General features: G+C 46.0%; 13 protein-coding genes. 11 read left to right on the top strand and 2 right to left on the bottom strand.

The window, feature by feature from the left end:
- Positions 1 to 905: T9SS type A sorting domain-containing protein (locus ABDV94_RS20110; protein ID WP_343749020.1), on the top strand; the 905-nt coding region annotated here is incomplete at its 5' end.
- Between the two features lie 115 nt (positions 906 to 1,020).
- Positions 1,021 to 1,416 carry a hypothetical protein gene (locus ABDV94_RS20105; protein WP_343749019.1) on the top strand — a complete coding sequence of 132 codons (396 nt, stop codon included), beginning with the start codon at positions 1,021 to 1,023 and terminating at the stop codon, positions 1,414 to 1,416.
- A 10-nt stretch (positions 1,417 to 1,426) separates the two neighbouring features.
- Here ABDV94_RS20105 and ABDV94_RS20100 read toward each other — a convergent pair whose 3' ends face one another.
- Together ABDV94_RS20100 and ABDV94_RS20095 are read right to left on the bottom strand one after the other, a co-directional pair.
- Positions 1,427 to 2,290, bottom strand: a complete 864-nt coding sequence (locus tag ABDV94_RS20100; protein ID WP_343749018.1) for a nucleoside phosphorylase — start codon at positions 2,288 to 2,290, stop codon at positions 1,427 to 1,429.
- A 119-nt stretch (positions 2,291 to 2,409) separates the two neighbouring features.
- On the bottom strand, positions 2,410 to 3,144 hold the full coding sequence (locus tag ABDV94_RS20095) for a DUF4197 domain-containing protein (protein ID WP_343749017.1): 735 nt from the start codon (positions 3,142 to 3,144) through the stop codon (positions 2,410 to 2,412).
- Between the two features lie 58 nt (positions 3,145 to 3,202).
- On the opposite strand from ABDV94_RS20095, the gene ABDV94_RS20090 reads away from it, so the two are divergent.
- The 9 genes from ABDV94_RS20090 (at position 3,203) to ABDV94_RS20050 (ending at position 15,820) form a co-directional block, all read left to right on the top strand.
- Complete coding sequence (locus tag ABDV94_RS20090; protein ID WP_343749016.1) at positions 3,203 to 4,459, top strand: competence/damage-inducible protein A; 1,257 nt, start codon at positions 3,203 to 3,205, stop codon at positions 4,457 to 4,459.
- A gap of 67 nt (positions 4,460 to 4,526) precedes the next feature.
- A complete protein-coding gene (gene rpmB / locus ABDV94_RS20085) occupies positions 4,527 to 4,763 on the top strand; it encodes a 50S ribosomal protein L28 (protein ID WP_309281809.1) in 237 nt (78 codons plus the stop codon).
- A 47-nt stretch (positions 4,764 to 4,810) separates the two neighbouring features.
- The gene (rpmG, locus tag ABDV94_RS20080) at positions 4,811 to 4,999 is read left to right on the top strand and encodes a 50S ribosomal protein L33 (protein WP_294677131.1); all 189 of its coding nucleotides are present in this window, start codon (positions 4,811 to 4,813) and stop codon (positions 4,997 to 4,999) included.
- Between the two features lie 80 nt (positions 5,000 to 5,079).
- Positions 5,080 to 5,235 (top strand): DUF4295 domain-containing protein, encoded by a 156-nt coding sequence (locus ABDV94_RS20075; protein ID WP_343749015.1) that lies wholly within the window; start codon positions 5,080 to 5,082, stop codon positions 5,233 to 5,235.
- Between the two features lie 80 nt (positions 5,236 to 5,315).
- Complete coding sequence (ftsY, locus tag ABDV94_RS20070; RefSeq protein WP_343749014.1) at positions 5,316 to 6,272, top strand: signal recognition particle-docking protein FtsY; 957 nt, start codon at positions 5,316 to 5,318, stop codon at positions 6,270 to 6,272.
- Between the two features lie 88 nt (positions 6,273 to 6,360).
- Entirely contained in the window at positions 6,361 to 6,711 is a 351-nt protein-coding gene (locus ABDV94_RS20065; RefSeq protein ID WP_343749013.1) for a hypothetical protein, read from the top strand.
- Positions 6,712 to 6,880: 169 nt separating this feature from the next.
- Positions 6,881 to 12,079: a PKD domain-containing protein gene (locus tag ABDV94_RS20060; RefSeq protein WP_343749012.1), complete on the top strand. Its 5,199-nt coding sequence runs from the start codon at positions 6,881 to 6,883 to the stop codon at positions 12,077 to 12,079.
- Between the two features lie 93 nt (positions 12,080 to 12,172).
- Positions 12,173 to 13,213: an amidohydrolase family protein gene (locus ABDV94_RS20055; RefSeq protein ID WP_343749011.1), complete on the top strand. Its 1,041-nt coding sequence runs from the start codon at positions 12,173 to 12,175 to the stop codon at positions 13,211 to 13,213.
- 6 nt (positions 13,214 to 13,219) lie between these two features.
- Positions 13,220 to 15,820 carry a hypothetical protein gene (locus tag ABDV94_RS20050; protein WP_343749010.1) on the top strand — a complete coding sequence of 867 codons (2,601 nt, stop codon included), beginning with the start codon at positions 13,220 to 13,222 and terminating at the stop codon, positions 15,818 to 15,820.
- Positions 15,821 to 15,989 lie beyond the last annotated feature (169 nt).

The following is a 15,989-nucleotide window of genomic DNA, read 5'->3' as shown; positions in this document are numbered from 1 at the left end:
CTTACACTTATCAATATATTCCGGCTGGAACCTACATCCCGATGCAGAGTTTCTCATCGCTGATCGGTTGCCCGCTAAACGGAAGCTGGACGATTACCGTAACGGATAATATCAGTTCCGACAACGGGTATATTTTCAGCTGGGACATCAACTTCACTTCTGCGCTTATTTCTGCATCTTCTTTCACGCCAACAATCGTTTCGCAGGGGTGGGTTCCTGCGACCACTCTGGTCAGTACGGGAGCAACAACTGCAAACGTTGTTCCGACCAACCAGGGATCACCGTGTTTTACATACAGTGTAACGGATAATTTCGGGTGTACCTACACGTCTCCGCAATGTATTACGGTAAACTGTGGAACTTCTCTTCCTATCGGGTTGGTGTCATTTGATGCATGGGCACAGGACAATACTTCCGTTCAATTGAGCTGGGAAACAAGTTCGGAGCAAAATAACGACTATTTTTTAGTGGAACGTTCCGCTGATGGTTATGACGGTTGGGAAACAGTTGCACAGATTGACGGAGCGGGGAACTCTGAAACGCCGAAATCGTATGCTACGGAAGATGATTTTCCGTTGGATGGAATATCGTATTACCGACTCAAACAAATCGATTTCAACGGACAGGAACGGGTGCACGAAACGGAATCGGTCTATATCAATGTGGCAGGAGGAAGCGAATTGGTAATTTTCCCGAACCCTGCAACGAACCTGGTAACAGTGAAGGGAGATTTGGTTTCCCTGAGTAACTTCCAGTTATTGAATCCGATGGGACAAAATGTGCGGGCGAATATCCATTCCTATAAACAGGATGAGAAAACGCTGGTGCTCGATATTTCAGCTCTTCGCGCGGGAGTTTACCTCGTTAAGAGCGGTACGAAAGTATATTCTTTGGTCAAACAATAAATGAACAAAAAAGAGGAAAAGGGGTCGGCAGTTGGTCGGCCCTTTTTTGATTTGATAACATTTTCCGGGGCTGAAATTGGGATTTAATGCCTATTTTAGGGACTAAATGAGTCTTATGAAGTATTTACCGATCTTATTATTCAGCGCCCTCACGATGGGAGCAGTGAGTTCCTGCGGGGAAGAAAAATCCGAACCGAAAGTGGATGCAGGTCAGAACACACCGGAGTATAAGGCGTATGACCTGGTTCAGAATTTGGAGATCGTCAAAAAAATGCAGGTGGCTGCGGAGCGCAAGAACCAAAAAGTTTCCCTGCAGTTGAGTAAAGACCTGCTGAACGGTAAAAACGGGTACTACTGGTTCCAGGTGGTGCAGCAAATCGGTAACACGAAAATTGTCAAGATGAATGTGAAAGTGCGTGAAAACAATTTCAATGTGACGATCCTGGATGATGATAACGGAGCAGATTTGACGCCGGAGGAATACGAACGCAAGTATCCTGTGAAGGAATAAGAATCAACAATCAAATACGATCCAGGACGTATTGGATTAACCCGTTCATTTCCTGTTCATAGCCTTTGCTGAATTCCATTCTCGGTCTGTTTGCGATTCCGAGACAGATGGTGATGCACTGGTGTCCCAATGCTTTCCCCAATGCAAATAAAGCCGAACTTTCCATCTCGAAGTTCACCACGCGTTTCCCGTTAAAAGAAAATGCTTCAAGTTTTTCGTTGACTTCCGAAGTGCGCGTTCCGAGTCGGAGTGATCTTCCCTGCGGCGCATAGAATCCGGAACTGGTGACTGTAATTCCTTCGTGTGTTTTGTCCCCGGAGAACTGTTTTAGCAAGTGTTCGGAAGATGTTGAACAGTAAGGAGTGATCTCGTCCGGGAAACCGACAAAAGAATCCAGGGCTTGTGCAAGCGATTTTTCGGCTTCTGAAAAAGCAATAGGATAGAAGTGAGCCACGTTGTCAATCCCGATCGCATGACTGGACAGCAAATAGCTGTGTACATCGATATCCGCCTGCAAAATCCCGCAGGTTCCGATCCGGATGAGGTTTAACGAAGTGGTTTGCGTTTTGTTGGTGCGTTCATTCAGGTCGATGTTCACCAGCGCATCCAGTTCGTTGACCACGATGTCGATGTTGTCCGTTCCGATCCCGGTAGACAGTGCTGTAATGTGTTTTCCTTTGTAATATCCCGTATGACAGACAAACTCGCGGTGCTCCGATCGATGGGTGATCTCATCAAAAAAGGCAGAGATCGCGGCTACACGGTTCTGATCTCCGACCAGTAACACATCTGGGGCCAGATCCTTCGGGGAAATACCGAGATGATAAACATTCCCGTGTGAGTCAAGTACCAGTTCCGATGCAGGATATTTCATTTTAATTGAGAATTGAAAATTTAAAACGTACAAAGATAATTGACCATTGAGAAAAAGTGAAAAGTGGACTGAGCGGAGTCAAAGGCACTTTTCACTTCTCCCTTTTCAATTTTCAATTATTATTTGATGCTTCCGAATACTTTAGAAAGCAGATCGGTAACGCGCGCTGCAGGATATTTGCGGATTTTGTTTTCTTCCTTCTCGACCATCAGGAACAAGCCTGAAATGGCTCTTTCGGTTACATATTTATCCAGATCCGGGTTGATTTTCTGTCCGCCGGTTAAGCTCATCGCACTGTTATACTTGGAGATAATCGGATTCCAGTATTCAGTCAGTTTCACTTTGGCGATTGCATCTTTCACTTTTGGAGAGAAAGCTTCAACCAGTTTTGCGGTCGTATTGTCTTTCAGGAATTTAGTCGCTGCACCGTCTCCGCCGTTCAAAATAGCGAAACCATCAGAAATGCTCATATTCAAAATAGCATCCTTGAAAATAGGAAGTGCTTCTTTGGTGGCCTCTTCCGCGGCGCGGTTCAATGTTGTTTCAAATTTATCAACCTGGGAACCAAGTCCCCAATCGATTGCTTTTTCCTTTACTTTAAGCGCATCTTCCGGGAATGGCAGGCGGATATCTGCATTTTTCAGGAATCCGTCGGTAATGGAAGTTAAATTCACAGAATTTTGAATCCCGACGTTCAGTGCTTCTTTCAAACCTGAAATCACTTCCGAATTCGTCAGAGAAGGTGTGGTGCTCGTTCCTGTATTCAGGGTGCTTGCTGCTTCCTTCAGGGTGTCGCAGGCAGGTAATCCGATCGCAATACTACCTAATGCAAGGATTGTTGTGAATTTTCTCATGGATTATTTTTTATGTTCAAACTTAAGAATAATTTTGCCTCAGCTCAAAAACAGTACCATGATTAATGTTGAAATAATATCCATCGGAGATGAACTCCTCATCGGGCAGACAATCAATACGAATGCTTCGTGGATGGGTACGCAGCTAGCGGATAACGGAATCAAGGTTTCGTACGTTGCGACGATCTCAGATTCATGGGATGCTATTCTAACTGCACTGCGTGATGCACAGCAGCGAAGCCAGGTGGTATTGATTACGGGTGGACTCGGTCCTACGAAAGACGATATTACCAAGCAGGTGTTGTGTGCTTACTTCGAAACACAGCTGGTAATGAATGAAGCGGTGCTGCGTCATGTGGAATCGTTCTTTATTAAAAGAAACCGCCCGATGCTGGAAGTAAACAAACTTCAGGCAATGGTTCCGGAAGCCTGCGAAGTGCTTTTCAACGACCAGGGAACAGCTCCGGGAATGTGGTTCGAGAAAGAGGGAACGGTGTTCGCATCCATGCCGGGTGTGCCGTATGAAATGAAATACCTGATGGAAACACATGTGCTTCCGCGTTTGGCAGAACGGTTTCCACTGAAAAAACTCATTCAGAGAACCTACCTGACGCAGGGAATCGGGGAATCGTTTTTGGCAGAACGGATCGCAGACTGGGAAAATGAACTGAGAGCCGAAGGCCTGGATTTGGCGTACCTGCCTTCTCCGGGAGCCGTCAAATTGCGGATCAGTTCGAATTCCGGAAAGCAGGACCGCGTGGATTATTACGGAGATCAACTGCACGAAATGATTCCTGCCTATTTATATGGACAAGAAGAGGAAACTCTTGCGGAAGTAGTGGGAAAGCTTTTGGAACAGCGGAAAGAAACCGTAGGAGCAATTGAAAGTTGCACCGGTGGATCGATTATGGCTGCCTTGACGAGCATTTCAGGATCTTCGGCCTATGTGCTGGGGGGCTTGGTTACCTATAGTAATGCCTTAAAAATGAAACTGGCGGATGTGAAAGCATCTACTTTGGAGCAGTTCGGAGCCGTTTCGGAAGAAACAGTCCTGGAAATGGCAGCAGGAGGAAAACAGCAGCTGGGTGTAAACTGGTCGGTATCTGTTTCCGGAGTTGCCGGGCCAACCGGTGGAAGCGAAGAGAAGCCGGTCGGAACAGTTTGGATCGCAATCGACGGACCGGGGCGAAAAATTTCACGACAGTTCCAGTTTGGTTCGGATCGTCATAGAACCGTACAAATGACGGTACTAACGGCTTTGAATCTCCTTCGTTGCGAAATTTTAGGAATAAATATTGAAAAAAAGAGTAATTAATGTTGTCTAATTGCGGGAATTTGCTTTTCTTTGCACCCGCTTTTAGAATAAGGAAAAATAAAATACAATGTCACGAGTTTGTCAAATCACAGGAAAGTCGGTAATGGTAGGAAATAATGTTTCTCACTCAAACCGCAAAACTAAACGCAAGTTTTACCCGAACTTGTTAACGAAAAAGTTCTACGTACCAGAAGATGATATGTATGTTACATTGAAAATCTCTGCGTCTGCTTTGAGAACAATTAATAAGAAAGGTATCTCTGCGTGTTTGAAAGAAGCGCGTGAAAAAGGGTATTTGAAGTAAATCCTGATTTGGTCACAAAAGTGGTTCAATCATAAAGAATTAAGAAAATGGCTAAGAAAGCAAAAGGAAATAGAATTCAGGTTATTTTGGAGTGCACAGAGCACAAAGAGTCTGGAATGGCGGGAACTTCCCGTTACATTACAATGAAGAATCGTAAAAACACTCCGGATCGTTTGGAGATCAAAAAATTCAACCCGATCCTGAAGCGTTATACTGTTCACAAAGAAATTAAGTAAGAAGAAAACGTCGTTATTTCGTTTTGAGAGCCGGCTTGTTCCGGTAGTTCAAATCGAAACAACCATAAAACATTAACGTCATGGCTAAGAAAGTAGTAGCATCCCTTCAGAAAGGTGGAGGAAAAGAGCACACGAAAGTAATCAAGATGGTTAAATCCGGAAAAACTGGTTCTTTCGCATTCAAAGAAGAAATCGTACACAACGATAAAGTAAAAGATTGGTTTACTAAAGCCTAATTCTTTAAAGTTGTAAAACTCGATATTGTTTGAAACCTCTCCGCATTGGCGGAGGGGTTTTTTTTGTATTTTTGAAACGTATGGCATTATTTGGTTGGTTCTCCAAGGAGAATAAAGAAACACTTGATAAAGGACTTGAAAAAACAAAAGAAAGTTTTTTCGGAAAACTGACTCGTTCCCTGGTTGGAAAATCCCGTGTGGATGATGAAGTATTAGATGAATTGGAAGAAATTTTGATCAGTTCGGATGTGGGTGTGAATACCACGTTGAAAATCATTGACCGGATCAATGAACGCGTTGCGAAAGACAAATATGTTGGGACGGATGAGCTGAATCGCGTATTGAAGGAAGAAATCGCCGGATTGCTTTCTGAAAATGATTCGGACGGCCCGACAGAATACAATATTCCGGATCACAAAGGAGATCCGCACGTGATCATGATCGTGGGAGTAAACGGAGTGGGAAAAACCACCTCAATCGGGAAATTGGCGAACCAGTTCAAAAAAGCCGGTAAAAAAGTCGTTTTGGGAGCGGCAGATACCTTCCGGGCGGCGGCAGTCGACCAATTGATCATCTGGTCAGAAAGAGTCGGTGTGCCGATTGTGCAGCAGGGAATGGGTGCAGACCCGGCTTCGGTAGCTTTTGATGCCTTAAGTTCAGCCAAAGCTCAGGGAGCAGATGTTGTGATTATCGATACGGCGGGCCGCCTTCACAATAAAGTGAACCTGATGAACGAGTTATCGAAAATCAAGCGCGTGATGGAAAAAGTCGTTCCGGATGCACCACACGAAATTTTATTGGTTCTCGACGGTTCTACCGGGCAGAATGCCTTTGAACAAGCGAAGCAGTTTGCGTTGGCAACCTCACTCACCGGATTGATCATTACCAAGCTGGACGGCACGGCTAAAGGTGGAGTTGTTATCGGGATTTCCGACCAGATGAGTATTCCCGTACGCTTTATCGGAGTAGGAGAAGGAATCGAGGATTTGCAGGTTTTCCGGAAAGAAGAATTCGTTTCGTCTATTTTTGGAGAATAACAGAAAGTCAATCATTTAAATTCACTATTCACTAATTTGTAAACTAAAAACATAATTTAGCCGTTATTTTAGTGTTACTTATATTTTCATGGAGTCAAATTCCTATAACAAAACATATGGAATTCTCTCGTATTGTACACTGATAGGCTGGATTATTGCAATGGTTCAGGTATCATCATCAACGGGAGAAGAGCGCCGCTTTACAGCATTTCATCTGCGTCAGATGCTTATTCTGATGTTGGTGGGAGCGGTTGTGAGTATCATTGATACCATCCTGTTCTTTATTCCGTTTATCGGGGTGATCATCATCAATATTATTTCCATCCTGCTGTTTATTGTCTGGTTGATGCTATTGATAGGCGCTATCCGGGGAGAACGAAAATACGTTCCGGTAATAGGTCAGGCAGGTGAGAATATGCTTGGCGATATGTTTGAATAATATTGAACATTGTTGATAAATCAATGTTAAAAAATTAAATCCCAAAAGTTTGTGAATCAAAATTTTTTAGTAACATTGGATTGCTAAAACTAGGAGTGAGTACTTAACAATCAGTTATTTCCAATTTAAAGATTGTGGGTGCTCATTCAAAAATGATAAAACTGCTTTTATGGAAACTAACGGAGTAAAACTACTACGTGCATTCATCGCATGTATGTTTTTCTCGCTGCTCTCGTATGGAGTAAGGAGTCAAACAAATGGTGTTGTTCGATGCTACACAGATGAAAACGATGCAATCCTGCATGCCAACCATCCCGAATTAGAATCAAGTACCCAGTTTGAACAATGGATTCAGTCTGAAATCGCTGCGAACCAGGCGGCGGGCAAAATTATCGGTGGAGTTTACCAGATTCCGGTAGTCGTGCACGTCATTTATAACGGAGAAGCGGTTGGAACGGGGAGTAACGTGAGTTATGCCGCGATTCAGTCGCAGATCGACGTCCTGAATGAGGATTTTCGAAGAATGTTCGGATCCAACGGATGGAATACAAACCCGGTTGGGGCAGATACCCAGATCGAATTCTGTCTGTCCAAAAGAAGACCTGACGGTTCAGCCTTTCCGAACGGAGAAAACGGTGTAAACCGCATTAACCGCACCACGGCAGGATTTACTGCACCGCCTTATTCCCAAACCTATGTAGAAAATACGATCAAAGCGTATACCTATAACAACAACACTCCGACTGCAACCCGCGGATGGGATCCTGCCAAATACATGAATATCTGGCTGTGTAACCTGGGAAGCGGCTTGCTTGGATATGCTCAGTTTCCGCAGTCTCCATTAGGCGGAATGGGTTGTTCCAGCCCGGTAAACGGAACCGACGGAGTGGTTTTTCTCTACAGTTCCATCGGTAAAAGCTCGGTAACAGGGTTTGCGGCACCTTACAACGAAGGACGTACTGCAACACACGAAATCGGTCACTGGCTCGGACTCCGCCACATTTGGGGAGACGGAAACTGTACTGCAACGGATTATTGTAACGATACCCCGACTGCTGCTGCTGCGAACTATGGATGCCCTACCGGAACAAACTCCTGTACAACAGCACCGGATCAGGGGCCTGATATGATTGAGAACTACATGGATTACACGGACGACGCCTGTATGAACGTTTTTACAAATGATCAGAAACAGCGGATGCGTGCCGTCCTGGAAGGATCTCCGCTGAGATTGTCGCTGATCAACTCCGATGCCTGTACGCCGCCAAACCCGAGTGATGCTTCTGTAACGGATGTGTTTGCACCGGTTGGCGATAATTGTGCCGGAGCAATTACTCCAAGTGTCCAGTTGCGTAACAGAGGTTCCAATAACCTCACTTCTGCGACGATCTCCTACAAAATTGATAACGGAACTGCAGTTACATACAGCTGGACAGGAAACCTGACTCCGGGCTCATCTGCAACGGTAAGTTTGCCTGCTTTTACAACCACATTGGGAACGCATGCTTTCAGAGCGTATTCCACCTTGCCGAACGGAACTGCGGATCCGTATACCGTATACGATACATCGGGGATTGATTTCGTGGTTTCAAACGGAATCATGCCGAACTATACGCAGGATTTTGAAGGACAAAGTTTCCCGCCGGATGTCAGATGGCGTGTGGATAATGTAAACGGTGATTGTTACAAATGGTCTCCTGCTTCGGGAGTTTCTTCTACCGGAACGTTTACCAACAACATTGCCCAGGTGCCTTGTTTCGGAAACAGCTCCACGACGAACGAAGATTTATACACGCCGGTTTTCTTACTGCCTTGTAACGCAACGGCAGCAACCTTGAAATTTGATGTCGCTTACCGCAAGAAAACAACTACCTCGAATGATCAATTGATCGTACAGATTTCAACGGATTGCGGTGTAACCTGGACAAACGTATATAGCAAAACGGGGAATACAACGCCGTATCTGTATCAGAATGCAACAGTGCTTGCAACCGAGTATTTCCCGACCGTATCTACTGACTGGAGAACAGAAACCATCAGTTTGATGTCGTATGTGGGAACGACTTCCAAAAACATCCGCTTTCGATTCCGCGGTGTTTCGGCAAACGGAAACAACATTTTCATTGATAATGTGAAGTTCGAAGGAACCACTCCGGGAGAAATTCAACTGGCATCTGCCGGCGTGGAAGTGCTCGATGAAGGATCTTACACTTATGCGAATACACAGGCCGGAGGTTCTACAACGGCAACGTTTACCATTACCAATACGGGGACAACCAACCTGACGTTGACGAACCCGATTACGGTAACAGGAACCGGATTCGCTTTGGGAACCGGTTTCGGAACAACGACCGTGACACCAGGTTCAACAACAACCTTCACAGTAGTGTTCTCTCCGACGGCAGCCGGAAATTACACCGGAAATATTCAGTTCGGAACGAATGACTGTGACGAAGGAACCTACAATTTTGTATTGAACGGATTGGGAATCGTGAGTCCTCCGGTTGCGGATTTCTCTGCGGCTCAAACGACCATTTGCCAGGGATCATCCATCACCTTTACCAATTTGTCGACCTTTGCAACGTCTTACTCCTGGACGTTTACCGGCGGAACGCCATCAACATCTACTGCAACGAGTCCAACGGTGACCTATAACACTGCCGGGACGTATGCGGTGACATTGGTTGCGACGAATTCCTACGGAACAGATACGGAAACCAAAACAGCATATATTACTGTAGTCGGATCAACAGCATCTGCTTTGCCGTTGACAGAAGGATTCACTGCAACGACCTTTGTTCCTACTGGCTGGTCTTTGATCAATAACAATGCTTCACCAACTACATGGGCACGAACAACAACTGCCGGAAATACGCCGACAACCGGAAATTCCATGTGGTTTAATAATTATGCCTACAACGATTCCGATGATGATATTGTGCGTTTGAAACCGCTCATCTTTACCGGGCTTTCTTCTGCCCAGCTCACCTTTGATGTGGCATATGCTCCATACAACGCGGCGAACTATGACGGATTGGAAGTGTTGGTATCAACCGATTGCGGATCGACCTTTACGAGCGTGTATTCGAAATCCAATACCACTTTGGCGACCGCTTCGGCAACAACCAATTCGTTTACGCCGACATCTGCGCAGTGGAGAACCGAAACCGTAAGTTTGACTTCTTATATTGGTCAGGCAAACGTGATCATCGCGTTTAAAAACCTGTCCGGTTATGGGAACAACCTGTACGTAGACAATATCAACGTAACGGGGGTAACTGCTGCAACTCCGCCTACGCCGAGCTTTACAACAACGGTTACTTCTGTTTGTGCCGGACAAAGCATTACGTACACCAATACTTCTACCGGTTCACCGACTTCTTACAGCTGGTCTTTCCCGGGTGGAACTCCGTCTACGTCAACTGCTGCCAGTCCAACCGTGACGTATGCAACTGCCGGAACTTATAATGTGGTACTGACTGCAACCAATGCTTCCGGTTCGAATACCACTACAATGACCAATTACGTGACCGTGAACGCGGTTCCTGCCGCACCGTCAATTACTGCTGGTGGAGCAACTACTTTCTGTACCGGAGGTTCGGTAACACTGACTTCCAGCGCAGGATCATCGTATTTGTGGTCGACCGGTGCAACAACACAATCCATCACGGCAACAACTGCCGGATCGTATACGGTTCAGGTAACCAGTGCTGCGGGTTGTCAAAGCACAGCGAGTGCTGCTACGACTGTAACAGTAAATTCAGTTCCTGCTGCACCGACCATTTCTGCTGGTGGAGCAACGACATTCTGTGCGGGCGGTTCGGTTACCTTAACGTCAACTTCGGGAACGTCTTATTTGTGGTCGAACGGAGCAACAACGCAATCCATTACGGCAACAACTGCCGGAACGTATACGGTTCAGGTATCGAATGCTTCGGGCTGTCAAAGTGCGAATAGTAACTCCATTGCAGTGACTGTGAATGCGACGCCTGCCGCACCGACCATTTCTGCTGGTGGAGCAACGACATTCTGTGCGGGTGGTTCGGTTAACTTGACATCGACATCCGGAACGTCCTATTTGTGGTCGACCGGTGCAACAACGCAATCCATTACGGCAAGCACATCCGGATCGTATACCGTTCAGGTAACAAACGCTTCAGGTTGTCAGAGCGCGGCAAGTACCTCAGTAACAGTAACAGCTAACCCGGTTCCGGCGCTTTCTTTGGGAACTGTTACCAATCCGTCTTCCTGTGGAACAAATACCGGATCGATCGCTGTGAACGGAACCGGTTCGGGAACGATTTCCTGGTCGGGAACGGCAACAGGAACAGCATCGGCATCTTCGCTGCCGGCAACGGTTCCGAATCTCGGAGCTGGTTCATACAACATTATCCTGACAAGTGCTGCCGGGTGTGTTTCGAATACAATTTCTACCAATTTAACTGACCCGGGTGCTCCGGCTCAACCGGTCATTACGCCAAGTTCATTGGTGATGTGTCCGGGAAGTTCCGTGACATTGACATCGTCTTATTCTGCCGGAAACAGCTGGTCTGACGGATCTACAACACCTTCAATCACCGTTTCAACTGCCGGAACGTATACGGTTTCGGTTTCCAATGCTGGTTGTACAGCAACGTCACAGCCAGTTGTTATTACGACATCCAGTCCGTTTACTGTAGATGCCGGAGCTGACCAAACGGTGTGTGCAGGAAGTTCGGTTGTCCTTACCGGAATTTCTTCGGGATCGCCGGCGCTTTCCTGGAATAACGGAGTTCAAAACGGAGTCGCTTTCATTCCTTCGGGAACAACTACTTATACGCTTACCGGAACGGATGCAAATGGTTGTCAGAATACAGACCAGGTAATGGTAACTGTTCATGCGCTTCCAAATGTAACTTTCGGTGCATTGAGCCAGGTTTGTTCGTATACTCCGGCATTTGTACTGACCGGCGGTTCACCTGCTGGCGGAACGTATTCCGGGGCAGGAGTGAGTGCAGGAAGTTTTTATCCTTCTGCGAGCGGTACGGGAACATTCCAGATTAGTTACTCCTACACAGATGGAAACGGATGTTCCGCTACGGCACAGTCATCGATTGTGGTGGATGGTTGTTTGTCTGTTTCCGAACAGGACAAAGAAATGGTGTTATACCCGAACCCGACTTCCGGAATGATTACCCTGGTTTCAGATGTTGCTTACCAATCCATTGAAGTGGTTGATGCAGCCGGAAGAGCGGTGCTGGTTCTGAAAACAGGGACATTCGAACAGGAAAAAACAATCGATCTGACGCCTTATTCGAACGGACAGTATACGCTTCAGGTGAAAACCGAAAGCACCGTTCACAATTACCGGGTTGTCATAAACAAATGATATAACCACTACTACTTATGAAAGAAAAGCCGACTTGCAAGCGTAAGCCGGCTTTTCTTTTTTCTTAATTTTGAGTCAAAGAATCGCCCCGAAATGAAGAAACTAAAGATTAACGGCCACGGCCACATTTTGCCGGAACCATCCGAAATTCCAAAATTCATGCGTGAAAAAAAGCTGTTTTGGATCGATGACGACAAAAAGTTTATGAGACAGGATGACTGGTCGCGACCGATTACCGATCCGAGTTTCTTCTTTGATGAAAAGATTGAGTGGATGGAACGTCACGGAATTGATCACGGCGTGATGCTGAATCTTTCGCAGGTATATTGCAACGGGTGGTCGAAACAAGATACCTTTGATGCAGTTCGCTGGCAGAACGATTTCAATGCAAGTGTGCAGGAGCGAAGACCGGATAAATTCACCAGTGGGTTTGTGGTGCAGCCGCTTCATTTGGATGATGCGCTGAATGAGATTCGTCGCTGTGTCGAAGATTTGAAAATGAATGTTTTGTGTTTGCCGACACATTTTCTGGATAAAAACAACGAATGGCTTTCGGTAGTGGATGATTCCACGATGCCCTTGTTTGAATTAGCGAATGAATACAACCTGGCGATCGAGATCCATCCGTATGACGGGGAGAAAATGGTGGCTTTGAAAGATATGTACTGGCGCTTCCACCTGGTGTGGATGATGGCGCAGACTGCGGATACGCTTCACATGTATGCACTGAAAGATTTGGTAAACAAATACCCGAATATCCGTACCTGTTTTGCTCACGGCTGCATGCTTGGGCAGGCGAATTACGGAAGAAGGTTACAAGGCTTTGACGGTCGCCCGGATTTGTTCACGGAAACAAGAGACCCGAGAGCGAGTTTGGGACATCCGAACTTATTTTTCGATACACTGGTACACGATTCGTACACGCTGCAACTGCTGAAAATCCGGGTAGGGGCTTCACAGATCGTTTCCGGTTTGGACGATCCGTATCCGTTGGGAGAAATGGAAGGTGTAGCCAATTCCTACCCGGGAAGAGTCATTGATTTTGCCGTTCAGGTCGGAATTCTGGAAGAAAAAGAATCCGATGCAATCTGGTATGATAACGTGTTGCGCTGGTTAGGAAAGACTTCAATTTAATGGATTATGATGTTCCGAATTTCGTTTCTTCTCTTGTTTTTCCTGGTTCAGAGTCTTTTTGGCTTTTCTCAGGCGGGGAAAGATTCGGTGATTCACGTTCCGATAGAAACAGCCCGTTTCGTGAAAAATCCGAAACAGCACTATGGTTTCTTCGAACAGATACTTGAAAAGAAAAGCGGCGTTTATGATGTGGCGGTTTTTAAATCAGTGGGAAAGTCGCAAACCGACCTGGTCGATTTTAAAATCAACCTGGCACAGATTGGAAGCATTGATTCTGTTTTTTTCTTTGTTGGAAATGATGAACTGCGAACCTTGCGGATCAGTAGGACCAAATGCCAGGTTTTGCTGCCGGCAATGAATGCCGATTACGAAGTTCAGGCACGGCTTCGGGGAAAACTCATTGCGGTTTTGCCGGTTTCCGTTTTACCTGCGGTGGAGCAGCGTATCCGCCTTGTACCGCTGTTTCGTACAAAACTGAATCGCGACAGCCTGGAATTGACATTGAATACCTTGTTCAAAGCTGCAAATGTCCGTTTCGATGTCACGGTAGAAGCTCCTTTTGAAAATGATGCTTTTGACGGTAGTCAGGCTTTTGAGAATCCGGGTTCCGATCGTTTGAAATACACCGACCAGATGCGCCACGTGCGCGATACCTACAAGCAGTTTGAAAAGGAAAAGGTTTCGAATACACTCCTGTTTTTTGTGATCCCGGAATTTGTGAGCCGGAAATGGCAGGGCTACATGGTTAAAAACAAAGCATTGGGATTCGCGGTCGATCAGCAAAGTCAGGCCGGTTTAGCGGAAATAATTGCCGGAGAATACCTGAAAGGCTTTTTGAGCCAGGAGTCGGATGACAAAGAACCGGAAGGTGGATGGCAGCTGACACAGGAAGAATGGTTGCGTGCCAATAACAATCCGGGCGTTTATTCCCTGATCGACGATTACGAAGAGGTGGTGACCAACAACGGATTGGTGGCTTATTACTTTTTCGAGCAAAACAAAGACGGAACCATTGTGCTGAAAAACAAGAGTTTTTTGGCTTCGGTGCTGCGCCCGATGAAAAAGAACACCTATTCGTATCACCTGCAAATTGATAATTTCCTGTTCAAAACCATTTTCCGGATCAAGGGAAAACCGTTTAATGCCCTGCATCTGCTCAGTGTACTGGCATCCTTCGCCGGATTTATCTATAGTTTCCGGAAATTGCGTTCATTCCTTCGTGCAAGGATGAAAAGACCGCGCCTGGTTTCGTTTGTTTCGCGTCTGATTCAATGGTCGGGAATCGTGCTTTTTTCATACGGGCTGATCCGTTTGGTGGATTTGGGATATTCCTGGTTTGAAGTCCGCGACGGAATCATACAATCCTATTCGGGAATGGATCAGAAGAAAGTGCTGGATCTGCTTTTCGATAATACGCATCCGAATAAGCTGGAAGAAAAAAACATCGGGTCGGAACTGATCATCAAACGCAATCAGAACTATTTTCTCTACGAAAGGAAGAAAGTACTCTACTTTAAAATGAATGTTTCTGAAGAGCACGTTCCGTTAAAACTGCGTTTGATTTCGACATCGGATTCACTGAAAACAGCTCTGCTGGATGAACCGGTTTTGGCACAGAGTCATTATATCGTCGTGAAAATCTATTCTCCAAAGGGAAAATGGCTGCGAGACCAGGTATACAATCACCTGGGAGTTGACCTGACGAAAAAACTAACACTGCAAGACCCGCCAAAACGGATTCTGATCTTTGTGAACGGCTACCGTCCTACCTCATTGGGAAGTACATTTGAAGAGAACTTTGAAGACATCCGGAAATACGGGCTGGAATTCCCGAATTCCGTGAACCGTTTGTTTACGGAAGACCGCTACAACTATTGGCATCCGTGGAAACAGATCGACGACACCTTCCGTTTGCGGATTAACCCGACGGAATATTATTATGCCGACGGACACCACTCGGTTTCGACCTCGAACCACCGGAGCCTGCTCAATTTTACCACGAATTCGAGCATTTACCCGAAACGCTGCAAAGACTCGAAACACCACGTTTGCTATACAACCAATACGGTCGGGTCGAAATTATTCGGCTCTAAAAAGGCCAAAACGATAAACCTGCTGGCAACCAAATCCAATAAAAGCGGTTTCCGGATTCGTGAAAACAGCGGGCGGATTGCCGGAAGGAATCTCTATCAAATGTTGAACGAGCTGCCGAATACCTCGCGGAACGATACTTTGTACCTGGTTGTTCACAGCATGGGCTTTGCCTATTCCCAGGGAATGGTGAACCACCTGAGAGGGAAAATCAATTTCGGCGGATATTACATTCTTGCTCCCGAAAATGCCGAGGCAGGGGAAGTGAAGCTGGACGAATGGAAGCAGGTTTGGCAGTTTGGCAGCAACCTGACGAAACAACATCCGGATGCGCCATGTTTGCAGGATGGTGTTGCACCGCAGTCGGCCGTGAAAGGATTGAGTGAAAAGCAACGGATTTATATTCCAGCTTCATTATACAAACGGAAAGGGTACTTCGATTCCCACTTCATCGGGCTATACTCCTGGATTCTGCGTATTCCGTGCGGTGAGAAGGGACATATTAAGCAACGTTAGTTAATTACGAATGATCAATTACGAGTTCCGAATGAACGGACAATTTATTTTTGCATTAGGCATTAGGCATTAGGCATTAGGCATTAGGCATTAGGCATTAGGCATTAGGCATTAGGCATTAGGCATTAGGCATTAGGCATTAGGCATTAGGCATTAGGCATTAGGCATT

Source organism: Fluviicola sp., assembly GCF_039596355.1.
Classification (GTDB): Bacteria; Bacteroidota; Bacteroidia; order Flavobacteriales_D; family Crocinitomicaceae; genus Fluviicola.
This window is presented reverse-complemented; position numbering and strand designations above follow the sequence as displayed.